The organism is Streptomyces sp. NBC_01116 (assembly GCF_041435495.1).
Taxonomy (GTDB): Bacteria; Actinomycetota; Actinomycetes; order Streptomycetales; family Streptomycetaceae; genus Streptomyces.
This window is the reverse complement of the sequence record NZ_CP108644.1, coordinates 2,540,485-2,565,994: the sequence shown is the minus strand read 5'-3', so window position 1 is coordinate 2,565,994 and position 25,510 is coordinate 2,540,485. Positions and strand designations below refer to the sequence as shown.

At 72.3% G+C, this 25,510-nt stretch carries 19 protein-coding genes; 12 read left to right on the top strand and 7 right to left on the bottom strand.

Annotated features, from left to right (window positions below; all coding sequences use genetic code 11):
- Window positions 1–31 precede the first annotated feature (31 nt).
- Window positions 32–991, top strand: coding sequence for a helix-hairpin-helix domain-containing protein (locus OG245_RS11205; RefSeq protein ID WP_371623378.1), 960 nt, complete (start codon window positions 32–34; stop codon window positions 989–991).
- On the top strand, window positions 988–3,570 hold the full coding sequence (locus OG245_RS11200) for a ComEC/Rec2 family competence protein (RefSeq protein ID WP_371623377.1): 2,583 nt from the start codon (window positions 988–990) through the stop codon (window positions 3,568–3,570). The genes OG245_RS11205 and OG245_RS11200 overlap by 4 nt, the downstream gene beginning before the upstream one ends.
- A gap of 26 nt (window positions 3,571–3,596) precedes the next feature.
- Here OG245_RS11200 and OG245_RS11195 read toward each other — a convergent pair whose 3' ends face one another.
- On the bottom strand, window positions 3,597–4,055 hold the full coding sequence (locus OG245_RS11195) for a pyridoxamine 5'-phosphate oxidase family protein (RefSeq protein WP_371623376.1): 459 nt from the start codon (window positions 4,053–4,055) through the stop codon (window positions 3,597–3,599).
- A gap of 278 nt (window positions 4,056–4,333) precedes the next feature.
- Here OG245_RS11195 and OG245_RS11190 point away from each other — a divergent pair, with 278 nt between their 5' ends.
- Both OG245_RS11190 and OG245_RS11185 read left to right on the top strand, forming a co-directional pair.
- Complete coding sequence (locus OG245_RS11190) at window positions 4,334–5,188, top strand: arylamine N-acetyltransferase (RefSeq protein ID WP_371623375.1); 855 nt, start codon at window positions 4,334–4,336, stop codon at window positions 5,186–5,188.
- Between the two features lie 219 nt (window positions 5,189–5,407).
- On the top strand, window positions 5,408–6,289 hold the full coding sequence (locus tag OG245_RS11185) for a YceI family protein (protein WP_371623374.1): 882 nt from the start codon (window positions 5,408–5,410) through the stop codon (window positions 6,287–6,289).
- A 66-nt stretch (window positions 6,290–6,355) separates the two neighbouring features.
- Here OG245_RS11185 and OG245_RS11180 read toward each other — a convergent pair whose 3' ends face one another.
- A complete protein-coding gene (locus OG245_RS11180; RefSeq protein WP_371623373.1) occupies window positions 6,356–6,601 on the bottom strand; it encodes a hypothetical protein in 246 nt (81 codons plus the stop codon).
- 125 nt (window positions 6,602–6,726) lie between these two features.
- Between OG245_RS11180 and holA the strand changes: the two genes are divergently transcribed.
- On the top strand, window positions 6,727–7,713 hold the full coding sequence (gene holA / locus OG245_RS11175; protein ID WP_371623372.1) for a DNA polymerase III subunit delta: 987 nt from the start codon (window positions 6,727–6,729) through the stop codon (window positions 7,711–7,713).
- A 414-nt stretch (window positions 7,714–8,127) separates the two neighbouring features.
- Here holA and rpsT read toward each other — a convergent pair whose 3' ends face one another.
- Window positions 8,128–8,394, bottom strand: coding sequence for a 30S ribosomal protein S20 (gene rpsT / locus OG245_RS11170; protein ID WP_003969243.1), 267 nt, complete (start codon window positions 8,392–8,394; stop codon window positions 8,128–8,130).
- 215 nt (window positions 8,395–8,609) lie between these two features.
- Between rpsT and lepA the strand changes: the two genes are divergently transcribed.
- Together lepA and OG245_RS11160 are read left to right on the top strand one after the other, a co-directional pair.
- Complete coding sequence (gene lepA, locus OG245_RS11165; RefSeq protein WP_371623371.1) at window positions 8,610–10,484, top strand: translation elongation factor 4; 1,875 nt, start codon at window positions 8,610–8,612, stop codon at window positions 10,482–10,484.
- A 313-nt stretch (window positions 10,485–10,797) separates the two neighbouring features.
- Window positions 10,798–12,687 (top strand): long-chain fatty acid--CoA ligase, encoded by a 1,890-nt coding sequence (locus tag OG245_RS11160; protein WP_371623370.1) that lies wholly within the window; start codon window positions 10,798–10,800, stop codon window positions 12,685–12,687.
- 68 nt (window positions 12,688–12,755) lie between these two features.
- Here the strand turns inward: OG245_RS11160 and OG245_RS11155 are convergent, their stop codons facing one another.
- Complete coding sequence (locus OG245_RS11155; RefSeq protein ID WP_371623369.1) at window positions 12,756–13,952, bottom strand: MFS transporter; 1,197 nt, start codon at window positions 13,950–13,952, stop codon at window positions 12,756–12,758.
- 335 nt (window positions 13,953–14,287) lie between these two features.
- Between OG245_RS11155 and OG245_RS11150 the strand changes: the two genes are divergently transcribed.
- From OG245_RS11150 to hemW, 3 genes are all read left to right on the top strand, one after another.
- Window positions 14,288–14,785: a DedA family protein gene (locus tag OG245_RS11150; RefSeq protein WP_371623368.1), complete on the top strand. Its 498-nt coding sequence runs from the start codon at window positions 14,288–14,290 to the stop codon at window positions 14,783–14,785.
- Between the two features lie 221 nt (window positions 14,786–15,006).
- Window positions 15,007–16,980 (top strand): SpoIIE family protein phosphatase, encoded by a 1,974-nt coding sequence (locus OG245_RS11145; RefSeq protein WP_371623367.1) that lies wholly within the window; start codon window positions 15,007–15,009, stop codon window positions 16,978–16,980.
- 106 nt (window positions 16,981–17,086) lie between these two features.
- Window positions 17,087–18,328 (top strand): radical SAM family heme chaperone HemW, encoded by a 1,242-nt coding sequence (hemW, locus tag OG245_RS11140; RefSeq protein WP_371623366.1) that lies wholly within the window; start codon window positions 17,087–17,089, stop codon window positions 18,326–18,328.
- Window positions 18,329–18,343: 15 nt separating this feature from the next.
- Here the strand turns inward: hemW and OG245_RS11135 are convergent, their stop codons facing one another.
- From OG245_RS11135 to OG245_RS11125, 3 genes are all read right to left on the bottom strand, one after another.
- The gene (locus tag OG245_RS11135) at window positions 18,344–21,220 is read right to left on the bottom strand and encodes an ABC transporter substrate-binding protein (protein WP_371623365.1); all 2,877 of its coding nucleotides are present in this window, start codon (window positions 21,218–21,220) and stop codon (window positions 18,344–18,346) included.
- Window positions 21,221–21,391: 171 nt separating this feature from the next.
- Entirely contained in the window at window positions 21,392–22,210 is an 819-nt protein-coding gene (locus OG245_RS11130) for a DUF3097 domain-containing protein (protein ID WP_371623364.1), read from the bottom strand.
- Between the two features lie 34 nt (window positions 22,211–22,244).
- Window positions 22,245–23,057, bottom strand: coding sequence for an MBL fold metallo-hydrolase (locus OG245_RS11125; RefSeq protein WP_371623363.1), 813 nt, complete (start codon window positions 23,055–23,057; stop codon window positions 22,245–22,247).
- 165 nt (window positions 23,058–23,222) lie between these two features.
- On the opposite strand from OG245_RS11125, the gene hrcA reads away from it, so the two are divergent.
- Together hrcA and dnaJ are read left to right on the top strand one after the other, a co-directional pair.
- Window positions 23,223–24,239: a heat-inducible transcriptional repressor HrcA gene (hrcA, locus tag OG245_RS11120; protein WP_003969255.1), complete on the top strand. Its 1,017-nt coding sequence runs from the start codon at window positions 23,223–23,225 to the stop codon at window positions 24,237–24,239.
- The gene (gene dnaJ, locus OG245_RS11115) at window positions 24,240–25,379 is read left to right on the top strand and encodes a molecular chaperone DnaJ (protein ID WP_007449607.1); all 1,140 of its coding nucleotides are present in this window, start codon (window positions 24,240–24,242) and stop codon (window positions 25,377–25,379) included. It abuts the gene before it with no gap.
- Window positions 25,380–25,510: the final 131 nt, after the last annotated feature.

The window sequence follows — 25,510 nt, the reverse complement described above, 5'->3', positions numbered from 1 at the left end:
TGCCGGGGCCCGCCACGGTGGACGGCGGGCCGTGCGAGGGCGTTCCGCCCTCGCGGCGGCGGCCGCGCGTCGCCGGGCGGACGCGCTGATGGCGGGCGCCTCCGGGCCGGGGAGCGGTGCCGGACCCGCAGCTGTACGTGACAACGAACCCGTACTCGTACCCGAACCCGTACCTGAGACCGAGCCCGTACCGGTACGTGAGATCGACCCCGTACCTGTGCCGGCGTCCGACACCACGGGGGAGGCGTCCGGTGGCACGCCCGGGGTCCGCCGTCTTGCCTCGGCCGTCCGGGAGCGGCTGCCGTTGTGGGTGCGGCTCCGGTGCGGGATGGCGCCGCGCACGCCGATGGTGCTCGGGCTGGTGCTGCTCGCCGCCGTGGGCGTCGCCGCGTTTCACTTCTGGTCCGTACGCCCCCAGACCGTGACTGCGCCGGTCGCGGACGAGGCGGCCGCACCCGTGCTGCCACCGGATCCGTTACGGTCCGGCGTCCCCGATCCGGTTTCCCGTCCGTCGGCAGGGGAGCCACCGGGCGGGAGCGGGCAGATCGTCGTCGATGTGAGCGGCAAGGTGCGTCGGCCGGGGGTCCGTCGGCTTCCGGCGGGCTCGCGGGTGGCGGACGCGCTCGACGCGGCGGGCGGTGTGCGCACCGGCACGGATATGACGGGGCTCAACCGGGCGCGGGTCCTGATGGATGGCGAGCAGGTCGTCGTGGGTCTGCCGCAGGGCCCACCGGTCTCCGGGGCGGCGGCGGGTGGTGTGCGCGCCGGGGCCGGCGCGTCGGGCGGGCCCGGCCCCTCGGCACTGCTGAGCCTGAACACGGCGACCGCGGAGCAGCTCGAAACGCTGCCCGGGGTCGGGCCCGTGCTGGCCCAGCACATGATCGACTACCGCACGGAGAACAACGGATTCCGGTCCGTCGACGAGCTCCGGCAGGTCAACGGGATCGGCGACCGCCGCTTCGCCGATCTCCAGCCGCTCGTACGGCCATGAGCAGCCGGGAGGCCCGGCTCGGCCCCCGGAACGCGGGCGGTCCGGGATGCGCACCGCGTACCCCGGGAGCACCGAGGGGCTCGGGAACGCCGAACGTCTCGGTTGCGCAGGGTGACTCGCGTGCGCCGGGTGGGGGCGGCTCGTGGCGGGAGGGGCCCGCGGACCTGCGGCTCGTGCCGCCCGCTCTGGCGGTCTGGGCTGCCGCGGCGTCGACGCTGGGGCTGCCGGGGAAGTGGGTGGCCGCCGTGGCCGTCGCCTGTCTGGTTCCGGCGGTCCTTCTGCTGGTGGCGGCCGCGCGCACCTCTCGGGAGGGGAGGCCCGCCGGGCGCTCCCGGGCCGTGGCCGCCGGGGGAGCCGTCCTGCTGTGCGCGGCGGCGGGCGCGGCCGTGGCCGGGCTTCACGGGGCCGATGTGCGGCGCGGTCCCGTTCCCGGGCTGGCGGAGCAGTACGCGCGCATCGACGCCGACGTACGGGTGACCTCGGATCCCCGGACGACCCGCCCGGCGGTACGGGGCAACCACAGCACCCCGGACCTTCTCCTGATCGACGCCGAGGTCGTCGAGGTGCGGACACCGGGCGGTCCTGGTGCCCGGGTCAGGACACCGGTGCTGCTCATGGTCGCGCCGGGTGACCACCGCGCGGACTGGCAGAAGCTGCTGCCGTCCACCCGGCTCCGGCTCGGCGGCAGGCTCTCGCCTCCCGCACACGAGGGCGAACGCCTGGCGGCGGTCCTCCGGGTGGATGACGAGGGGGCGCCCCGGATCACCGGGCCCCCGACGTGGGTCCAGCGCACGGCCGGGGAGCTGCGCGCCGGGTTGCGGGAGGCGACGGACGGCCTGGACGCGGACACGCGTGCGCTGTTGCCGGGGCTGGTGGTCGGGGACACGTCCAGGGTCCCGGCCGAGCTGTACGACGCCTTCAAGGCGACTGATTTGACACACCTCTTGAGCGTTTCCGGTGCGAATCTATCGATTCTTCTCTTCCTTCTCGTCGGGCCGCCGGGGTCGGCGCTGAGCGCGGAACGGCGCGGGCTGGCACCTCTGTTGGGGCTCTCGCTGCGGGCGACCGCGGTGGCCGGCGGTGGGCTGACGCTCGCCTTCGTCATCGTGTGCCGTCCGGAACCGAGCGTGCTCCGCGCGGCAGCCTGCGGTCTCATCACGCTCCTCGCGATCGGAACGGGCCGCAGGAGGTCCCTGATTCCCGCGCTGGCGGGGGCTGTCGTCCTCCTGGTGCTCTTCGACCCCTGGCTCGCCCGGAGTTTCGGTTTCCTGCTGTCGGTGCTGGCCACCGGTGCGCTGCTGACCCTCGCGCCGCGGTGGAGCGCCGCCCTGCGGGCGCGGCGGGTGCCGGGCAGGCTCGCCGAGGTCCTGGCCGCGGCGGCGGCCGCGCAGGCCGTGTGCGCGCCCGTGGTGGTCGTCCTGGCCTCGCGGGTCAGCCTGGTGGCGGTCCCGTGCAATCTGCTGGCGGAGTTCGCGGTGGCGCCGGCGACGGTGCTCGGGTTCGCGGCCCTCGCCGTCGCCCCCGTCGCCCAGCCGGTGGCCGAGCTGCTGGCTTCGATCGCGAGCTGGCCGGTCGGGTGGATCGCCACGGTCGCCCGCGCGGGGGCGGGCCTTCCCGGGGCGGAGGCCCAGTGGCCCGGAGGGTGGTCCGGTGCGGCGCTGCTCGCCGGCCTCACGGTGGCGGCCGTGCTCCTGGCGCCGAGGCTGGTCCGCCACCCCTGGATCTGCGCGGCCGCCGGGCTGCTACTCGTGCTGGCGGTGCTGAGACCGGTTCCGCTGACCCGGATCATGACCGGATGGCCGCCGCCCGACTGGGCGTTCGCGCTCTGCGACGTGGGGCAGGGCGATGCGATGGTGCTCATGGCGGGGGAGGGCACGGGCGTGGTCGTCGACGCCGGCCCCGACCCCGGTGCGGTCGACCGGTGCCTGCGCGACCTCGCGGTGACCCGCGTCCCGCTCGTGGTCCTCACCCACTTCCACGCCGACCATGTGCGCGGGCTGCCGGGCGTGCTCCGGGGCAGGGCGGTGGGCGCGATCCAGACGACGAGCCTCGAAGAGCCCCCGGAACAAGCCGCGTTCGTGCGGCGGACAGCGGCTGCGGCGCGGGTCCCGACGGTGCGGGCCGTCGCCGGTGAGCACCGCCGGGCGGGCCCGGTCGGCTGGCGGGTCCTCTGGCCGCGCCACGGGCCCGGGGGAGCGGGGGCGGTGGAGCGGGAGCCGAACGACTCCAGTGTCACCCTGCGCGTACGGGCGGCCGGCGGGCTGACGCTGCTGCTCCTCGGCGACCTCGAACCTCCGGCCCAGCGGGAGTTGCTGCGTGGCCAGGAGGCGTCGGGGCCGGTGGACGTCCTCAAGGTGGCCCACCACGGCTCGGCCTTCCAGGACGCCGGGCTGCTCCACAGCGTACGGCCGAGGCTGGCGCTCATCTCCTGCGGCGCGGACAACCCGTACGGCCACCCCTCGGCCCGCACGGTGGGCGCCCTCAGGGCGGCCGGGGCCCGGGTCCTGCGCACCGACACCGACGGCCCGATCGCGGTGACGGGCACCGGGAAGGAGCTGCGGGCGGTGGGCCGGTCGTGACACCGCCGGAACCCGCCCCGCGCCGGTCAGGCCAGCCACTCCCCGGCGAGCATCAGATCGCGGCCGGCGATCTCGTTCGACTCGCGCCAGGCGCGCACGGTGTGGGGGGTGATGCGCATGAACACCCAGGCGGGGGCGGGCGGGTTCCATCCGAACTTCGCGACGAAGGCGTCTCTCGTCGCGGTCGGCAGGTCCGTTTGCTCCAGTACCCTCGCGTCGCCCTCGATCAGCACCACATCGCGGGTGGGGCCGAGTGTGATCCGGATCGGGCCGGCGGGAGTGACGTTGACGGCCGTCGGATTGGTCCGCCGGGTGCACATCAGCAGAGTGCCCCTGTCGTCCTCCCAGAGGAACGACAGCGGCACCAAGGTGGGCAGGCCGTCCCGGGACGCCGTGGCCACCCACGCGTCCTCGTCCTGGCGCAGGTGGTCCATAGCCTCCTGCTTGCGCTGTTCGCGGCTGCGCGGGGGATCGTAGTCGGTCATGCCCGACACGCTAGAGGACGATCACCGCACAGCACCTCGGGCAAGGGGCCTCGGGCGGGAGTCCTAGGGCGTGTTTCGAAAGTAGCGCCGTCCGCCCGGAGGGCGGGCTCGGCGGCGTCTGGTGCGTGCGATCGCAAGGCGGAGGGTCGCCCCGATACTGGATGTATCGGGGTGAACCCGACAACGCGGCGAGCGTGCGTGCCAGGCGTCGCCGAGCAGGCGGGACTTTCGAAACACGCCCTAGTGCCCTCGCGCCGGAGCGGGCGCAGACTTGGGACATGACCTCGCAGACACCCACGACATCCGGCGCCTCCGTCCCGGGACCCGACGAGGGCGTCACCGACGCGGTTGTCGACGCCTATCTCGTCCGGATAGGCGCGGACCGTCCGGTGCGGGCCGACGTCGAAGCGCTGCGCGACCTTCAGCACCGGCATCTGCTCGCCGTCCCCTTCGAGAACCTCTCGGTCCATCTGGGCGAGGACATCGTGCTGGAGGAACGGGCGCTCATGGCCAAGGTGACCGGCGGTCGCGGCGGCTTCTGCTACGAACTGAACGGCGCGTTCGGGGCGTTGCTGCGTGCGCTCGGCTTCCGTGTGACCCTGCTCCAGGCCCGGGTCTTCGGCGACGGCGGCCGTCTGGGCATTCCGTACGACCACATGGCGCTGCGGGTGGAGACCGAGGACGGCACGGGGCCCTGGCTGGCGGACGTCGGGTTCGGCGACAACGCGCTGTGGCCGCTGGCGCTCGACGACCGGGCGGATCAGGAGGACCCCCGGGGCGTGTTCCGGCTCCGTCAGGCGCCGCAGGGGGACCTGGATCTGCTGTGCGGCGGATCACGGCAGTTCCGGCTCGACCTGAGGCCGCGGACGCTGCCGGAGTTCCGGGGCGGGGCCTGGTATCACCGCACCTCGCCGGACTCGCACTTCACCCGGTCGCTGGTGTGCTCCCGGTACACGGAGACCGGGCGGGTGACACTGAGCGGACGGACCCTGGTCACCACGGTCGGCGGGGATCAGCACCATACGGAACTGGCCACGGACGAGGAGGTGCTCGCCGCCTACCGGGACCACTTCGGGGTGCGGCTCTCCCGGGTTCCCGTACGGGGTGGAGCCAGGGATCCGGACCGCCGGTGACACTGCGTACAGCTCGTCACGGATCGGCGCGGCTCGCCATACATGCGTACGGCCCATTACACCTTGTGGCAGCTCAGTACAACCCCTTCCGAGGCTCTCCGTTTGCCTCGAACGCCGCATTAGTGATCGAATGCATGCTCGTCGGCGGGCCACTGATCCGACAGAGACGTCCACCTGTCAGGGGCCCGAAGCGCGCAGCGCCCCTGGGGGTACGTAGAGATGTTCGGCCGTTGGCTGGGAAACAGAGGCCAGGCGGGTGGGCGCGGTGGGGCCCTCGCCGGATTCCAGATGCCCCGTACCGCGGGCGTGCTGAACTGCCGGGTGCTGGATCCGGTCAACGAACCGGTTCAGCAGGCCGAGTACGTCGTGACCGACAGCGCCGGCCGCAAAGTGACGGGCGGCGAGACGGACCCCTTCGGCAGTGTTCTCGCCACGGTCCCGGCGGGCGACTACCGGCTGGCGGTCACGGCCGAGGGCTTCACCCCGTTCCACGGGGCGGTGACGGTGGCCGAGGGGGCGCACGCCACCCTGGGCGATGTGACCCTCCAGGTGGCGCAGCCCCCGCAGTTGCCCGACCCCGGCGACTGGGACGTCGAGCCGAACCACTCGCAGATCGGCTTCACCGCCCGGCACATCGGGCTGGCGCGCATCCACGGCAGGTTCAACAACTTCGCCGGGGCGGTCCGGATCGCCGACCGCATGGAGGACTCCGCCATGCACGTGATCATCGACGCCGCCTCGATCGACACCAATGTGCAGATGCGCGACGACCACCTGCGCTCCGGGGACTTCCTCGACGTCGGCCGTTACCCGACGCTGGAGTTCTACAGCGAGCGCTTCGTCCACCGGGGCGGCAGCCGCTGGGGCGTCACCGGTGCGCTGACCCTGCACGGCGTCAGCCGCACGGTCACGCTGGACACCCAGTACCTCGGAATCGGCAACGGCCTGGAGGGCGAGACGCGCGCCGCCTGCCGGGCCACCACCGAACTGCACCGCGAGGACTTCACCCTCACCTGGCAGACCATGCTGGCGCGCGGGATCGCCGTGGTGGGGCCGAGCATCGTCATCGACCTGGACATCCAGATCGTTCCCAAGGGCTGAGCCGCCCGGTTCGTCCAGGGGCCGAGCCGCCCGCCCGGATCGCTCTCCGGGCTGTGCGGCCGGGCGTTACGGCTTCTCCAGCCAGCCCTCGTACTCCTCCGCGAACGCGTCGAGCGCGGCCGGGTCCAGGCGTCCGGCCGTGTCCTCCACGACCACCAGCCACTGGGCGTCCTCGGCGTCGTCCTCGCCGGCCAGCGCGTCCCGTACGAGCTGAGGCTCCTCGGCGACCCCGAAGCGGTCCGCCAGCTCCTCGGCCACCTCCTCCGCGGCGTCGCGGTCGGGCAGCACCAGTACATGTCTCACATCGCTCACCCGGGTCATTCTCCGGTACGGGCGTCCGTGCTTCGTGCCCCGGGCCGCCCCGCCCCGGATGCCGTGCCCGTCGATGCTGTCCGGGCTGTCCGGGCTGTCAGTGGGGCGTGGGATGCTGGATCGCGATGGCCACCAGGAAGAATTCCACCGACGATCCGCTCGCGCCCCTCACCCTCGCCGTGGGCCAGGAGGACCTCCTCCTGGACCGTGCGGTGCAGCAGGTGGTGGCGGCCGCCCGTGCTGCCGACGCCGACACGGACGTCCGTGATCTGGCGTCCGACCAGGTGCAGCCCGGCACGCTCGCCGAACTCACCAGTCCCTCGCTCTTCGCCGAGCGCAAGGTCGTGATCGTGCGCAACGCGCAGGACCTCTCGGCCGACACGGTCAAGGACGTCAAGGCGTATCTCGGCGCGCCGGTCGAGGAGATCACGCTCGTCCTGCTGCACGCGGGCGGCGCCAAGGGCAAAGGGCTCCTGGACGCGGCCCGCAAGGCCGGGGCACGGGAGGTCGCCTGCCCGAAGACCACCAAGCCCGCCGAGCGGCTCTCCTTCGTACGCTCGGAGTTCCGGGCGCACGGGCGGTCCGCGACGCCGGAGGCCTGCCAGGCGCTGGTCGACTCCATCGGCAGCGATCTGCGGGAGCTGGCGAGTGCGGTGTCCCAGCTGATCGCGGACGTCGAGGGCACGATCGACGAGGCGGTCGTCGGGCGCTATTACACCGGGCGGGCGGAAGCCTCGTCGTTCACCGTCGCCGACCGGGCGGTCGAGGGGCGCGCGGCGGAGGCGCTGGAGGCGCTGCGGTGGTCGCTGTCGACCGGGGTCCCGCCCGTCCTGATCACCAGTGCGCTGGCGCAGGGTGTGCGGGCGATCGGGAAGCTGTCCTCGGCCCGGGGCGGGCGGCCGGCCGATCTGGCCCGGGAGCTGGGTATGCCGCCGTGGAAGATCGACCGGGTGCGGCAGCAGATGCGGGGGTGGACGCCGGACGGGGTCGCGGTGGCCCTGCGGGCGGTGGCGGCGGCGGACGCGGGGGTGAAGGGCGGAGGGGACGATCCCGAGTACGCCCTGGAGAAGGCCGTCGTCGTCGTCGCCCGGGCCGCGAGGGCGGGGCGGTAGGGGGTCTCCGGTTCGCCGCCGGGCGCGGGGCCCTGTGGTGACCGGTTCCGTCCTCAAGCGCCGGACGGGCTGGGATGGTGCACGTCCTCGTGCGAGTGCCGGTTCCGTCCTCAAACCCCGGATGGGCTGGGGGCGCCCCGGGGCGGGCTGGGGGTACCCCCGGACCGGGCCGGGGGTACCCCGGACCGTGCTGAGGGTGTCCCCCGACGGGGCCGGTGGGTTCCCCACGTGCGGAAGCCCCGGAGCGCTGATCTGGGGAGATCAGTGCCCGGGGCTTCCGGTAACGCTCTGGGTGCGCCGCACCCGCGTGGCGAACGCAGGTTCGGTGTGCGGCGCGGGGTGCCGGTCAGGGGCGGGAGAGAGGGCCCGTCTGGTCCGTTCCGGCGGTCACATCAGTGAGCTTCGGGAAGAAGCTCAGGCCTGCAGGGAGGCAACCTTGGACGCCAGCGCCGACTTCTTGTTGGCGGCGGCGTTCTTGTGGATGACACCCTTCGAGACAGCCTTGTCGAGCTGACGGGAAGCGTCGCGGACGGCCGTGGTGGCCTTCTCGACGTCACCGGCAACGACGGCCTCGCGGGCCTTGCGGATCGCGGTCTTGAGCGACGACTTGACGGCCTTGTTGCGCAGGCGCGCCTTCTCGTTGGTCTTGTTCCGCTTGATCTGGGACTTGATGTTCGCCACGAAAGAGCCTTTTCAGGTTCGTTGGATCTTCTAGGTGAGCCCCGCCGCTCGTATGAGCCACGAGGCACAGCTGTCCACGGTAGCAGTCACCCTCCGACCGGCCCAAACCGGTCGCTGCCCCGCAGGCGTGGGACGATGGAGCCTACGTATCGATCCGACCGACCCGACATCGACCCGAGACACGGCGTTCGGCGTCTCAAGAATCAGGACCCTGCGTGCCCGCGACTCCTTCCAACGTGCCCGAGCCGAGCCGTACCGACCCGGCGCTGATCCGCAATTTCTGCATCATCGCGCACATCGACCACGGCAAGTCGACCCTCGCCGACCGGATGCTTCAGCTGACCGGAGTGGTCGACCAGCGGCAGATGCGTGCTCAGTACCTCGACCGGATGGACATCGAGCGCGAGCGCGGCATCACCATCAAGTCCCAGGCGGTCCGGCTGCCCTGGGCCCCGAACACGGGTGAGGACACGGGCACCACCCATATCCTCAACATGATCGACACCCCGGGCCACGTGGACTTCACCTACGAGGTCTCCCGTTCGCTCGCGGCCTGCGAGGGCACGGTCCTGCTGGTCGACGCCGCGCAGGGCATCGAGGCCCAGACGCTGGCCAACCTCTATCTCGCGATGGAGAACGACCTCACCATCGTCCCGGTGCTCAACAAGATCGACCTCCCCGCCGCGCAGCCGGAGAAGTTCTCCGAGGAGCTGGCCAACCTCATCGGCTGCCAGCCCGAGGACGTGCTCAAGGTCTCGGCGAAGACCGGCATCGGCGTGGACGCGCTGCTCGACCGGGTCGTGCGGGACGTGCCGGCCCCGATCGGCGTCGCGGACGCTCCCGCCCGCGCGATGATCTTCGACTCGGTCTACGACTCGTACCGCGGTGTCGTCACCTACGTCCGTGTCGTCGACGGCCAGCTCAACAAGCGCGAGCGCATCCGGATGATGTCGACCGGCGCCACCCACGAGCTGCTGGAGATCGGGGTGTCCTCCCCGGAGATGACCCCGGCCGACGGCATCGGCGTGGGCGAGGTCGGCTACATCATCACCGGGGTGAAGGACGTCCGGCAGTCCAAGGTCGGTGACACCATCACCTCCCTGCAGAACGGGGCGACCGAGGCGCTGGGCGGCTACAAGGACCCGAAGCCGATGGTGTTCTCGGGGCTGTACCCGCTGGACGGCTCGGACTACCCGGACCTGCGCGAGGCGCTGGACAAGCTCCAGCTCAACGACGCCGCCCTGGTCTACGAGCCGGAGACCTCCGCCGCGCTCGGCTTCGGTTTCCGCGTCGGCTTCCTCGGACTGCTCCACCTGGACGTGGTCCGTGAGCGGCTGGAGCGCGAGTTCGGCCTCGATCTGATCGCCACCGCCCCCAACGTGGTCTACCGCGTCGAGATGGAGGACGGCACCGAGCACATCGTCACCAACCCGAGCGAGTTCCCCGAGGGCAAGATCGACAAGGTGCACGAGCCGGTCGTCCGCGCCACGGTGCTGGCCCCGAGCGAGTTCATCGGCGCGATCATGGAGCTGTGCCAGAACCGGCGCGGCACCCTGCTCGGCATGGACTACCTCTCCGAGGACCGGGTCGAGATCCGCTACACCCTGCCGCTCGCGGAGATCGTCTTCGACTTCTTCGACCAGCTGAAGTCCAAGACCCGGGGTTACGCCTCCCTCGACTACGAGCCCACCGGCGAGCAGTCGGCCCAGCTCGTCAAGGTCGACATCCTGCTGCACGGCGACAAGGTGGACGCGTTCTCCGCGGTCACCCACAAGGACAAGGCGTACGCGTACGGCGTCCGGCTCGTCGCCAAGCTCCAGAAGCTCATCCCCCGGCAGAACTTCGAGGTGCCGATCCAGGCGGCCATCGGCGCCCGGGTCATCGCCCGTGAGACCGTCCGCGCCATCCGCAAGGACGTCCTCGCCAAGTGCTACGGCGGTGACATCTCCCGTAAGCGGAAGCTGCTGGAGAAGCAGAAGGAGGGCAAGAAGCGGATGAAGATGGTCGGCAACGTGGAGGTTCCGCAGGACGCCTTCATCTCCGTCCTGTCGACCGACGAGTCCGCGGGTGAGAGCAAGGGCAAGAAGTAGTCCGCTCCCCGTCCGTTCTCCATCAGCTCTCCAGGGGCCCCCATGCGGCAGTACCGGCGTGGGGGCCCTTTCGTTATGAAAGCCGCGGTCCGTTGCCTCTTACGTGACGGACAAGTGCGCTCTACTCTGATCACGACTCGATGGTTACTGGTCAGTTAAACAAGCCCGAACGAGCAGGTTGCGCGGTAGCGCGAGACCAGCGGGCAGCAGGACGAGAGCAGCAGGACGAGAGCAGCAGGCACGTAGGACGACAGCAGCAAGTCGCCGTATCAAAGAAGCCGGTCGTAGCAATGCCGCAGGCCCGGAGGACGTCGTGAGCGACACACAGACCTTGATCGATAACCGGCCGCCCTCCGTGGCGGCCCTCTTCATCGACCGCGTGGCGGCGACCCCGGACGGGGAGGCGTACCGCTATCCGGTGCCGTCGGCCTCGGGCGCGGGTCCCGACGACTGGAAGTCGCTGAGCTGGGGCCAGGCATCGGAGCGGGTCTACGCGATCGCCGCCGGGCTGATCGCGCTCGGCGTGCGGCCCGAGGAGCGGGTCGCGCTCTGCTCGGCCACCCGGGTGGAATGGATCCTCATCGACCTCGGGGTGATGTGCGCGGGCGCCGCGACCACGACGATCTACCCCTCCACGAACGCCGAGGAGTCCGCGTTCATCCTCGCCGACTCCGAGAGCCGGATCCTCATCGCGGAGAACGCCGAGCAGCTGGCCAAGGCCCGGGAGACCCGCGCCGACCTGCCGGACCTCGCCCATGTCGTGGTCATCGACCCGGCCGGCGTCGAGCCCGCGGCGGGCGACCCCGAGGGCTGGCTCGTCACCCTCGCCGAGCTGGAGGCCCAGGGCGCCGAGCTCCTCGCCAAGACCCCGGACGCGGTCACCGAGCGGGTCGCCGCGATCACCGCCGACCAGCTCGCCACCCTCATCTACACCTCGGGCACCACCGGCCGCCCCAAGGGCGTACGGCTGCCGCACGACAACTGGTCGTACATGGCCAAGGCCACCGTCTCGACCGGGCTGATCAACGCCGACGACGTGCAGTACCTCTGGCTGCCGCTCGCCCACGTCTTCGGCAAGGTCCTCACCTCCGGGCAGATCGAGGTCGGCCACGTCACCGCGGTCGACGGCCGCATCGACAAGATCATCGAGAACCTGCCGGTCGTCCAGCCGACCTACATGGCCGCCGTGCCCCGGATCTTCGAGAAGGTCTACAACGGGGTCGCCTCGAAGGCCCGCGCGGGCGGCGGGGCCAAGTACAAGATCTTCCAGTGGGCGGCCGGGGTCGCCCGCGAGTACGCCAAGGTCTCCCAGGACAACTTCCGCCGCACCGGCAGGGCGTCCGTCCCCTTCGCGCTCGGCGCCAAGCACAAGGTCGCCGACGCCCTCGTCTTCTCCAAGATCCGTGAGGCCTTCGGCGGCCGGCTGCGCGCCTGCGTCTCCGGCTCCGCCGCCCTCGCCCCGGACATCGGCTACTTCTTCGCGGGCGCCGGCGTCCACATCCTGGAGGGCTACGGCCTCACCGAGACCAGCGCCGCCTCCTTCGTCAACCCGGGCGAGGCCTACCGCACCGGCACCGTCGGCAAGCCGCTCCCCGGCACCGAGGTGCGCATCGCCGACGACGGCGAGATCCTGCTGCGCGGCCCCGGTGTCATGGAGGGCTACCACAAGCTGCCCGACAAGACCGAGGAGGTCCTGGAGTCGGACGGCTGGATCCACACCGGGGACATCGGCGAGCTGTCGGCCGACGGATACCTGCGCATCACCGACCGCAAGAAGGACCTGATCAAGACGTCCGGTGGCAAGTACGTCGCCCCGGCCGAGGTCGAGGGCCAGTTCAAGGCGGTCTGCCCGTTCGTCTCGAACATCCTGGTGCACGGCGCGGACCGTAACTTCTGCACCGCGCTCATCGCGCTCGACGGCCCCACCCTCCTCGGCTGGGCCGCCGAGAACGGCATGGAGGGCAAGTCGTACGCGGAGGTCGTCGCCGCCCCGCAGACCGTCGAGCTGATCGACGGGTACGTCAAGCGCCTCAACGAGGGCCTCCAGCGCTGGCAGACCATCAAGAAGTTCCGCCTCCTGCCGCGTGACCTGGACGTCGAGCACGGCGAGCTGACTCCCAGCCTCAAGCTGAAGCGGCCGGTCGTCGAGCGGGAGTACCGCGGGCTCATCGACGAGATGTACGCGGGCTCGCGCGAGGCCTGAGTCACGCGGCCGGCGCGACCGCACCCGACCACCGCTGCGAACGTGGTCGAGTTGCGGTCGCGCCGGCCTCAGTCGGACCGGCCCCGCAGGACCCTGGCGAGCGCCACCACCAGCAGTCCGGCGCAGGGGATCACCAGCAGCCCGGTGCGCAGACCGGCCGCGTCGGCGACCTGACCGACGACCGGCGGGGACAGCAGGAAGCCCAGGCGCATGAGCCAGGAGACGATCGTCAGACCCGATCCGGGCTTGAGGCCGGGCAGGGCGTCGGCTTCGTGCATCGCCGCGGGCACCAGCGTCGCCACCCCGAATCCGGCCAGGGCGAAGCCCAGGATGGTTCCGGGCAGCGTCGGCACCGCCAGGGCGAGGCCCATGCCGACCGCGGTGATCAGGCCGCCGGTCCGGGCCACGGCACGCTGACCGAAGCGGTCGACGAGGCGGTCCCCGATGATGCGCCCGATGAACTGGGCGCCCACCAGGGCGATGAAGCCCCAGGCGGCGAGCGCCGCGGAGGTGTGCAGGGAGTCCGTCAGGTAGAGGGCGGCCCAGGAGTTGCCCGCGTCCTCGACGAGCGTGCCGGCCGTGGCGATCAGGACGAGCGCCGCCAGCACGAGTCCGACGCGCGAGGCGCCGACCGCTCCCTCGGCGCTCCGCGGTTGCGGGCCGGTCTCCTCCGGTTCGTTGTCCGGGCCGGGCAGGCAGAAGCGCCATGCGGTCGCGGCGGCGAGCACGAGGACGATCGCCGAGATCGTGAGATGGACGCCGAGCGACAGTCCCAGCGACATCGCTCCGGCGGCCATCAGCCCTCCCGTGACGGCGCCGATGGACCAGATCGCGTGGAACGAGTTCAGGATGGAGCGGCCGTAGAGCCGCTGCACCCGTAGACCGTGCGCGTTCTGTGCGACATCCGTCAGTGCGTCCATGGCTCCGGCCAGGAACAACGCGCCCGCGAACAGCACGGCTGACGGGGCGAGGCCGGCGGCCAGGAGCCCCATCGCCGTCAGCAGGGTGCCGAGGACCGCGACCTGCGCCGAGCCGACGCGGCGGATGAGCACCCCCGCCGCGAGGCCGGCCGCGATGGCGCCCGCCGGGAAGGCGGCGACCGCCAGTCCGTAGGCGCCGTTCCCGATCGCCAGATCCTCCTTGATCTGCGGATACCTCGGCAGCAGGTTGGCGAACAGGGCCCCGTTGGTGAAGAACAGAACGGCTACGGCGGTCCGCGCGTTCCGCCCGGCGCGGAGAGGCTGTGCCTCGGTGTCGACGGTCATGCGGAGGACCCTAACCCCCGAGCGTACGAACGTACACTCCCATGGGGAAGAAATCCCGACCGGGTGGTAAGTATTGCGTCCGGCGGCCGACGGCCACCGCGCCGCGTCCCCGGGTGAGCGTTCGGTTAGGCTGGCCTTCCTTGGTGGGGGCCGGGGGTGTGCGGGGCCGGGTTCCGGCACCGCAGGTGAAGAAACCGGCGGACCGAACGGACACCGGCAGGGCGCAGGTGAGAGGCCGCGACCGGACTCGCGCGCCTCGTGCGCCCGGCGGGGCGGGACCGCTCACGAGGATGACGGAGAACGCGGGTTCGGGCCCGCGTGCGAGGTGGGGCACTGTGGATGGGATCGCGCTCGCGGCCGGGGCCCTGTACGTCATCGTCCTGCTCCGCGCCGGAGGGACGTTCGCCGTCGGGTGGCTCGCGGGAGCCGGGGTCCGGCGCGGCAGGTTCGTGAAGCTGACCTCCTCGGAGAAGTTCCGGCGCGCCGAGCGCGCCATCCAGCGGTGGGGCGCGCCGGTCGTGGCCGTCTCCTTCCTGACGGTCGGGTTCCAGACCGCCGTCAACTTCCTCGCGGGCAGCATGCGCATGCCGTTGTCGCGCTACCTCCCCGCGCTGTTCGTGGGCGGAGCGGCCTGGGCGCTGATCTACGCGACCGCGGGGCTCGGCGTGCTGGAGGTCCTGGGAAGGCTCTTCGCCGAGCGGACGGTCTTCGGGGTGTCCGCCGTGGCGGTGCTCCTGCTCGCGGTGTGCGCGGTGGTGGTCCACCGCAGAAGAAGGGCGGCACCGTCCTCCGACGACACCGTCTCCGACGGCACGGCTGCCGACGCTTCATAGATCCGGCCGACGGAGGCCTGGTGGCCTGAAGGCGTAAAGGCCTGAAGGTCTGGTGGTCTGGAAGTCTCACCTTCGATCCGGCTCCGGCCCTCGCGGTGGTGCCTTTTCCGAAGCCTTGCGTTCGAATCTGCTCGATTTTCTGCCCACTTCGGTAACTCGGTGCTTATGGATGCGGCCGGTCTGTCACTCTGTCGGTGTCGTCGGACCGGAGGAGCCGCACCGTGGTGCCCATTCCCTTGCAGCGGGACACCGTGCAGCGTGCCGGCACCACCCGTGCCGGGCACGCGCACGGACCGCGCCCGGCCAGCCGCACCAGCCTGCCCGGCATCCCGCTCGCCCCGTCCGCCGCCCGCCGGTTCGTGCGGGCCGCGCTCGCCGAGTGGACCGGGATCGGGGTGCCCGCGGCCGTGGGCTTCAGCGACCGGCTGGCCGACGACGCCGTGACGGTCGCCAACGAGCTGGTCACCAACGCCGTGGTGCACGCCGGGACCACCGTCGACCTGGTCCTCAGGCTGGAGGAGGAGGGCGGCGACGAGCCGTCCGCCGCCCTCGTCCTGGAGGTCACCGACCACCACCCGGCCCGCCCGGTGAGCGGCGACGAGCCCGGCACGGGCCCCGGACCGGCCGGGACGCGCCCGGGGGAGCTGCCCGACCCCGCCGAGTACGGCCGGGGCCTCCAGGTCGTCGCCACTCTCGCCGACTCCTGGGGCATCACCTACCGCACCGGCCTCAAGACCGTCTGGGCCCGCCTCCCCGTCGACGACTGGAGCGTCCCGCCCGCCCCGCCCGACGGCGAGGCCCTCAGACGCGGCCTGCGCGCCGCCGAGATCCTCGCCCCCGCGCCCAGGCGCACCGAGCGCGACGACGCGGTCTGGGACAGCCGGGGCGCCCCGGCCTTCCTCGCCGAGGCCTCCGACCTGCTCGCCGGGCAGCTCGACGAGGACCTGGTGGCCGCCATAGCGGGCCAGCTCCTGGTGCCCCGGCTGGCGGACTGGTGCGCGATCTGGCTGGAGGCCGAGGGCGGCGGACCGGCCGCCGAACCCCGGCTCGCCCGGGTCTGGCACAGCGACGAGACCGACACCGAGCCCCTGCGCGCCGCCCTGGAGAGGGAGCCCCTCCGCCTCCCGGCAGGCGTCGGCTCCGGGCCCGTCCCCGTCCCCGTGCCCTGGTCCGCCCACCCCGCGGAGGAGGGCCGGGCGGACACTCCCGCGCCGCCCCCGCACCCCGGCGGCCGGGACGGGGCCGCGCTCGCCTTCCGGATCACCGCGGGCGGCCGGGCGCTCGGCACCGTCCTGGTCGGCCGCGAGGGCGTGGCCCAGGTGCCGGAGGCGGTCGCCTCGCTGATCGAGGACTTCGTCCGCCGCCTCGGCCTCGCCGTCGGCGCGGCCCGCGCCTACACCCGGCAGGCCACCATCAGCCGGATCCTCCAGCGCGGCCTGCTCCCCAGCAAGGTCGCCGAGATCCCGGGCGTCACCAGCGCCCTCGTCTACGAACCGAGCGACGACGGGGTGGTCGGCGGTGACTTCTACGACATCTTCCCGTGCCCCGGCGACCGCTGGTGCTTCGTCCTCGGCGACGTCCAGGGCTCAGGACCCGAGGCCGCCGTCGTCACCGGCCTCGCCCGCCCCTGGCTGCGGCTGCTCTCCCGCGAGGGCTTCGGCGTCGGGGAGGTCCTGGACCGGCTGAACCGGCTGCTCCTCGACGACGCCATGGAGGCCGCCGAGGCCGCCGCCCTGATGGTCGCCGCCGCCGGGGGCCAGCAGCTCCACGACGGCACCCAGTCACGGTTCCTCTCCCTGCTGTACGGGGAGGTCGTGCCGCTCCCCGACGGCGGGGTCCGCTGCACGGTGGCCAGCGCCGGGCACCCGCTGCCGCTGCTGCTGCGCCCCGACGGCTCCGTACGCCCGGCCGCCGAGCCCCAGGTGCTGCTCGGAGTCGTCGAGGACGTGGCGTACGAGAGCCAGGTCTTCGACCTCGCGCCCGGCGACACGCTGCTCTGCGTCACGGACGGGGTGACCGAGCGCCGGTCGGGCGCGCTGATGTTCGACGACGGGGACGGGCTGGCCCGGGTGCTGGCCGGGTGCGCGGGGCTGCCCGCCGAGGCGACGGCCGAGCGGATCCGGCGGGCCGTCCACGAGTTCGCCGAGCAGCCCCCGGACGACGACGTGGCCCTGCTGGTGCTGCACGCGGACTGAACGGGCCGGCGGGCGGGAAGCCGTCCGGTCCGGAAGACCGTCCGGTCCGGAAGACCGTCCGGTCCGAGGAGCCGCCCGGTCCGGGAAGCTCCCGCGGCGAGCGACAATGGTCGGTATGCCTTCCGTACTGCCCGATGGTGAGCCCGTGCCCGACGACGGGGCGCTGCCCCGCCACGCCCTGGAAGGCGCAGCCGACCGCCCGCTCGGCTTCTACCTGCACGTCCCCTACTGCGCCACCCGCTGCGGCTACTGCGACTTCAACACCTACACCGCCACCGAGCTGCGCGGCTCCGGCGGGGCGCTGGCCTCCCGCGACAACTACGCCGCCCACCTGATCGAGGAGGTCCGCCAGGCCCGCAAGGTCCTCGGCGACGACCCCCGTCCCGTGCGCACGGTCTTCGTCGGCGGCGGCACGCCCACCCTGCTGCCCGCCGCCGACCTCGTACGCATGCTGGCGGCGATCAGGGACGAGTTCGGGCTCGCGGACGACGCGGAGATCACCACCGAGGCCAATCCGGAGTCCGTCGACCCGGCCTACCTCGCCGCGCTCCGCGAGGGCGGCTTCAACCGGGTCTCCTTCGGCATGCAGAGCGCCAAGCAGCACGTCCTGAAGATCCTGGACCGCACGCACACCCCCGGCCGCCCCGAGGCCTGTGTCGCCGAGGCCCGTGCGGCGGGCTTCGACCACGTCAACCTCGACCTGATCTACGGCACCCCCGGCGAGTCCGACGACGACTGGCGGGCCACGCTGGACGCCGCGATCGGCGCGGGCCCCGACCACGTCTCCGCGTACGCCCTGATCGTCGAGGAGGGCACCCAGCTCGCCCGCCGCATCCGGCGCGGCGAGATCCCGATGACCGACGACGACGCGCACGCCGACCGCTACCTCATCGCGGACGAGGCGTTCGCCGCCGCCGGCTTCGACTGGTACGAGGTCTCCAACTGGGCCACCACCGAGGCGGGCCGCTGCCTGCACAACGAGCTGTACTGGCGCGGCGCCGACTGGTGGGGCGCGGGCCCCGGCGCCCACAGCCACGTCGGCGGGGTCCGCTGGTGGAACGTGAAGCACCCCGGCGCGTACGCCCAGGCGCTCTCCGAGGGCCGCTCACCCGGCGCGGGCCGCGAGGTCCTCGGCCAGGAGGACCGCCGGGTCGAGCGCATCCTGCTGGAGCTGCGGCTGCGCGAGGGCTGCCCGCTCTCCCTCCTGAAACCCGACGGCCTCGCCGCCTCCCGCCGGGCGCTGACGGACGGGCTGCTGGACCCGGAGCCGTACGGGAAGGGCCGCGCGGTCCTCACCCTGCGCGGACGGCTCCTGGCCGACGCCGTCGTGCGCGACCTGGTCGACTGACCTCGGCCGGCCCCGTCACGGCCGGCAGTCGTCGGCGGTCAGCGGAGGCGCGACCCCGGCCGGCTTGCCGCAGACCAGGGCCCGCTCGGCGCTCGGCCCGGGGCGGACCACCTTGACGATGTTGAGGCCGTGCACGTTGTCGGAGACCGAGGACCTGGCCCGGCTGAACGAGATCGTCCCGGTCGGCATGTTGTTGAGGTCCACCGTGTGCAGCGTCGCCCAGGTCTCCGCGGCGCTCCGGCGCCGGTCGCCGCGGGCCGCCGCGTCGTACAGGGCGGCCGTCGCGCTGTAGGAGATGACGGTCTGCCCGCTGGCGAACAGATCGTCCTCGTACGCCGGCCCTCCCGACGCCAGCTCGATGACCTCACCCTCGGGGTGCAGCGCACGGAGCGTGCGATACGCGTCCCCGTAGAAACCGAGGTTCTTCCCCCGGTCCAGCGGGGCGAGCGAGCTGTGGTAGAGCGTGACGTTGGCCGCGATCGACGTGCTGTCGTCGAACGTCCCCTTCGTCAGATCGTCCCCGGTGAACACCGTCATCCGCCGGTCCGAGCAGCCGGTGGTCTCCGACAGGCCCCGCATCAGCGTCGGCACGTCCTCGACCCGCCCCGCGAAGTACAGCGCGTCGGGGACCCGCTCGGCCCGGCAGATGGACGTCAGCGGGGCGTTCAGGCTCGCCCCGCCCACCAGGTCGTACGTCACGTCCTTGCCCAGGCCGAAGCCCGCGTCCTTCAGCATCTTCCGGCCCGCGTCCCGCTGCTCGATGGTGTACCGGTCCAGGTCACCGTTGACGTCCTCGCGCGACAGCACGATCCCGTGCGGGCGGTCGAGCTTCTTCGCGATCTGCCGGGCGACCAGCCCCAGCACATGCGTCTGCTCCTCGTCCGTGGCCGCGAGGCCGAAGTAGTTGGGGAGCTCCCGGGGCAGGTCGCTGCTGGAGTTCGTCGTGTTCACCAGCGGCAGCCCGGCCTCGCGCAGCAGCTTCGTCGCCTTCTCGCTCTCCTGGGTGTTGCGGCCGAGACCGACCACCCCGACCACCGACCGATCCCGCCGGGCCACGTCGATGATCTTCCGTACGGCGATGAGCTGCCGCAGCATGTCCTCGCCGCCGTTGGCGGTCAGCACCCGCAGCTTCACCGAGCGGCGCACGGTCTTGTTCACGGCCCGCTGCTGGAGATAGACGCCGGTCAGCTCCTCCAGGCCCTTGCGGGTCGCCTCCCGGTCCCTGCCCGTCGCGGTGAGCGGCCCGGCGTACACGACCGTCACGTACGCGTCGTCCGCCGCGATGTCGTCGTTCTCCTCCCGTATCGCCTGCTCGATCCGCTCGAAGGTGATGCCCTTCCCCGCCCCGTTCAGCTCCAGGCCGTTGCCCCGCGCGAAGAGCACCTCGGGCGCGGTCGCCACCCCCACGCACTCCCGGTCGTCCCCCTCGCCGTCCCAGATCGCGTCCGTGTTGCGGTCGGTCAGCGGCCCGTGGCAGTACGTGTCGCGCCAGTGCCCGGCCCACAGGAACGCCCCCAGCAGACTGCCCACCACGAGCACGGCGATGCTCGCCCGCGACATCACCCACCACGCCCAGGTCCGCCGCACCCGGTGGGTGACGAGCTGCGCGTGCGCGTGCTCGTGGGTCAGCTTCTCGGTGGACAGCGGCAGCAGGAGCACCCACGCCAGGGTCGCCGCCGCCACCGGCGACTGGCCCAGGCTCAGATCGTCGACCCAGCGCTCGTAGCGGGCCCGCGCCCCGGAGGAACCGGTCGTCGCACCGGGACCCGGCCGCTCCGGGGGCAGCGGCGGGGTGTGCCGCATGATCTCGGGGGCCTGGAGCGAGGCGAGCAGCAGCAGCGGATCCACCTCGCTGCGCCGCGACCGTACGCTGTTGATCGCGTTGATCAGCAGGATGCCGCCGTTGTCCTGCGTGGCCCGGGGCAGGAACACCACCGGCGGGACCGTGCGCTTGCTGCGCCGCCAGTCCAGGGAGTGCGGGCGGTAGTTGTGCCGCAGGTCCTCCAGCAGCGCCTGCACCCGCAGCTCCAGATGGAACTGGCGCGCGTACTCGTCGCCCGCCCCCGCGTCCGCCACCCGCTCCGCGACCGCCGCCGCCCGAGCCCGGATCACCCGCCACGAACCGCTCGGCGACAGCCACGACCAGCCGTCCGACGGATAGCCGGTGCTGGACGCGGCCAGGGACGAGGTGGTGGCGAACCACCGGCTGGCCCGGCGCAGCCACAGCAGCGGCGGCGCGGCCCGGCTCGCCAGACCCACCACGGCGAGCCCGATCAGCGCGACGGCCGCCACCAGGGCCGTCAGCAGCCAGTCGATCTCCCCGAGCAACACGCTGAGCAGGGCGATGAAGAGCGCGCCGACGAACGTCTCGGGCCGCACCGACTGCCGCAGCGAGGCCCACCGGGTGCCCCCGCGAGGGCGGCCGGACCGCCAGCGCAGCCGGCTCAGCTGCTCCAGAATCCTTTCCTCGCGCACCTCGGAGGTGTTCCCGTCGGACTGCTCGACCACCGTCGCGGTGGCCTGCTCGATCGCCCCGAGCAGCCGGGAGCGGGGAAAGGCGAAGGTCTTGTACTGGGTGTTCTCGCGGGTCTCCCACGGCTTCTCGGAGAGCGTGCGCACCATGTCGAGCGCCGCCTCGTACGGGGTCGCCCCCTCGCCGTCCAGCAGCCGCACCGGAACCCGGCGCAACTCGTTGGCCCGGTGCACCTGGTGCACGAGCTGCTCCACCCGCGCGTCGATCTCCGGTCCGGCCCCGGCGTCCGCCGCCTGGACCACCACGAGCGGCATCACCGGCCGGTTGACCCGGTACCGGTCGATCAGCTGCTGTATGAGGTGGAAGACGGCCGAGGCCGCCTCGTTGTCCGCACTGTCCCGCCAGACCTCGCGCGCCATCGGCCGCTGCCCTTCCCCCGTGAGCCGTCCGGCTCGTGAACCGCCTGCCCGTTCTCCCCCTTCACTATCCGATGGTGCGTGTGGGGCGCAGGCATTCATAGGGATCGGTACGAGATCCTCTTCAACAGTCCCGCAACAGGCCGGAGCCGGACCGGAATCAGGCCCCGGACATCAGTCCGGAAGGGTGACGAAGTCGATCAATTCCTCTACTCTGCCCAGGAGTTGGGGCTCAAGGTCCTTGTAGCTGCGGACCTTGGACAGGATGTGCTGCCAGGCCGCCCCCGTGTTCTCCGGCCACCCCAGCGCCCGGCACACGCCCGTCTTCCAGTCCTGCCCCCTCGGCACCACCGGCCAGGCGTCGATCCCCACCGAGGACGGCTTCACCGCCTCCCACACGTCGATGTACGGGTGGCCCACCACCAGCACGTGCGCGCCGGTCACCCGCTCGGCGATCCGGGACTCCTTGGAGCCGGGCACCAGATGGTCCACCAGCACCCCCAGCCGGGCGTCGGGCCCCGGCGCGAAGTCGCCGACGATCGCCGGAAGGTCGTCCACGCCCTCCAGGTACTCCACGACCACGCCCTCGATACGCAGGTCGTCGCCCCACACCCGCTCCACCAGCTCCGCGTCGTGCCGGCCCTCCACATAGATCCGCCCGGCCCGCGCCACCCGGGCCCGCGCCCCGGGCACCGCCACCGAACCGGAGGCCGTACGGGTGGGGCGCACCGGGCCGCCGGGCCCCGGGCGCACCAGCGTGACGACCTTGCCCTCCAGCAGGAAGCCGCGCGGCTCCATCGGGAACACCCGGTGCTTGCCGAAGCGGTCCTCCAGGGTCACCGTCGGCCCCTGGGCCGTCTTCTCGCAGCGGATCACCGCCCCGCAGAAGCCGGTGGAGACCTCCTCCACGACCAGATCGGGCTCGGCGGGCACCTCGGGCACGGGGGCGGACCTCTTCCACGGCGGGGTCAGGTCCGGCTGGTAGCTGCGCATGGCACGACGATATTCGCCGTAACCGCGTCAGGGCTCATCCCACGTCGAGTCCGGCGTTGAGGTCCGCGTCGGCTCCCACGCCGGCCCCCACGTCGAGGCGCACGTCTCCCGCGTCGAGGCGCACGTCGAAGCGCTCCGCCAGCGACGCCCGCTGCGCCCGCACGAACGCCGCGTCCACCACCGCCCCGTGCCCCGGCACGTAACGAGCGCCCTCGCCGCCGAGCGCCAGCAGCCTCTCCAGCGCGGCCGGCCAGCGCGAGGTGATCGCGTCCCGGCCCGCCTGCGGCTCGCCCGACTCCTCGACCAGATCGCCGCAGAACACCACCGGAGGCTCGCCCGCCGTGCCCGGCACCAGCGCCGCGAGGTCATGGCCGCTGTGCCCGGGGCCCACGTTCGCCAGCAGCACCTGACGGCCGCCGCCGAGGTCGAGCGTCCAGTCGCCGCACACCTCGTGGTGCGGGACCACCAGCGTGTCCGCCGACCGGGCCGCCTCCTCCTCCGGCACCCCGTGGCGCACCGCCGAGGCGCACAGGCTCTCCGCCCCGCCGCGCAGCAGGGCCGCGACACCCACCGCCCCGTACACCTGGGCCCCGGCGAACGCGGCGGTGCCCAGCACATGGTCGAAGTGCGGATGGCTCAGTGCGATATGTGTCACCCTCCGCCCGAGCAGCGCCTCGGCCTGCCGCCGCAGCTCGACCCCCTCGCGCAGCGTGGCGCCGGTGTCGTACAGCAGCGCGCCGTCCTCACCGGCGACCAGCGCGGCGGTGGCGTCCCAGCCGGGCAGGCGCCGCCTGCCGATACCGTTGCCCAACCGCTCCCAGCCGAAGTCTTCCCAAGCGACGTCCATACGACGACGCTAGCGGCAACGACCTGCGCGGTCTCGTGGAGGCGTGGCCGGTCGCCCTTGCCCCCGCCCCACCCCACCCCCGTACACTGACCGCGGGGGATTGCTGGCACTCGAACGCACCGAGTGCCAGACAGACACCGAGAGACACCGCTGGAGGTGTGCGCGATGCTCAGCGAACGCAGACTCGAAGTGCTGCGCGCCATCGTCCAGGACTATGTCGGCACCGAGGAGCCCGTCGGCTCCAAGGCGCTGACCGAGCGGCACCGGCTGGGGGTCTCCCCGGCCACCGTCCGCAACGACATGGCGGTGCTGGAGGACGAGGGCTTCATCGCCCAGCCGCACACGAGCGCGGGACGCATCCCGACCGACAAGGGCTACCGCCTCTTCGTCGACAAGCTCGCGGGCGTCAAGCCGCTGTCCTCGCCCGAGCGCCGGGCCATCCAGAACTTCATGGACGGCGCGGTCGACCTCGACGACGTGGTCGGCCGGACGGTGCGGCTGCTCGCGCAGCTGACCCGGCAGGTCGCCGTCGTGCAGTACCCCTCGCTGACCCGCTCGACGGTGCGGCACGTGGAACTGCTGGCGCTCGCCCCCGCCCGGCTGATGCTCGTCCTGATCACGGACACCGGCCGGGTCGAACAGCGTATGATCGACTGCCCTGCGCCGTTCGGCGAGGCATCGCTCGCGGATCTGCGGGCCCGGCTCAACAGCCGGGTCGTCGGACGCCGCTTCGCGGATGTCCCGCAGCTGGTGCAGGAGCTGCCGGAATCCTTCGACAGCGAGGACCGGGGGACGGTTTCCACGGTCCTTTCCACCCTCCTCGAAACCCTGGTCGAGGAGACGGAGGAGCGGCTGATGATCGGCGGCACCTCCAACCTCACCCGCTTCGGACACGACTTCCCGGTGATGATCCGGCCGGTGCTGGAAGCACTGGAGGAACAGGTCGTCCTGCTGAAGCTGCTCGGTGAGGCAACGGACTCCGGCATGACCGTACGGATCGGGCACGAGAACGCCCACGAGGGGCTCAACTCCACGTCCGTCGTCGCGGTCGGCTACGGTTCGGGCGACGAGGCAGTCGCCAAACTCGGCGTGGTCGGACCGACCCGCATGGACTACCCCGGAACGATGGGAGCGGTACGCGCAGTGGCACGTTACGTCGGACAGATCCTGGCGGAGTCGTAAGTGGCCACGGACTACTACGCCGTACTCGGCGTGCGCCGCGACGCATCTCAGGACGAGATCAAGAAGGCATTCCGTCGGCTCGCCCGCGAGCTGCACCCGGATGTCAACCCGGACCCGAAGACCCAGGAGCGGTTCAAGGAGATCAACGCCGCTTACGAGGTGCTCTCGGACCCGCAGAAGAAGCAGGTCTACGACCTCGGCGGCGACCCCCTCTCCGCCAGTGGCGGCGGCGGTGGCGCGGGCGGTTTCGGAGCCGGCGGCTTCGGCAACTTCTCCGACATCATGGACGCGTTCTTCGGCAACGCCGCGCAGCGCGGGCCCCGTTCGCGGACCCGGCGGGGCCAGGACGCCATGATCCGGCTGGAGATCGACCTCAACGAGGCGGCCTTCGGCACCACCAAGGACATCCAGGTCGACACGGCCGTCGTCTGCAACACCTGCAGCGGCGAGGGCGCGGCCCCCGGCACGTCCGCCCAGACCTGTGACATGTGCCGCGGCCGCGGCGAGGTCTCGCAGGTCACCCGGTCCTTCCTGGGCCAGGTCATGACCTCGCGGCCCTGCCCGCAGTGCCAGGGATTCGGCACGGTCGTGCCCACCCCGTGCCCGGAGTGCGCCGGCGACGGCCGCATCCGCTCGCGGCGCACCCTGACCGTGAAGATCCCCGCGGGCGTCGACAACGGCACCCGTATCCAGCTCGCGGGCGAGGGCGAGGTCGGCCCCGGCGGCGGCCCGCCCGGCGATCTGTACGTGGAGATCCACGAGCTGCCGCACGCCGTGTTCCAGCGGCGCGGCGACGATCTGCACTGCACGGTCACCATCCCCATGACGGCCGCGGCCCTGGGCACCAAGTGCCCGCTGGAGACGCTGGACGGCCTGGAGGAGATCGACATCCGGCCCGGCACCCAGTCCGGCCAGTCCGTGCCGCTGCACGGGCGCGGCATCACCCATCTGCGAGGTGGCGGCCGGGGCGACCTGATCGTGCACGTCGAGGTGATGACCCCCTCCAAGCTCGACGCCGAACAGGAACGGCTGCTGCGGGAGCTCTCCAAGCTGCGTGGCGAGGAGCGTCCCCTGGGCCAGTTTCAGCCAGGTCAGCAGGGGCTCTTCTCCCGGTTGAAGGACGCCTTCAACGGCCGCTGAACCCGCTTTTCGCCTTTCACCGCACCGCCCGCCGGTTCCGAACCGGCGGGCGGTGCGGCGTACGGCGGCAGAACCGGTCACGGCATCGGCTGGCTGATTCGGCCCCGTTGGGCGGGACGTGGCACGATGCG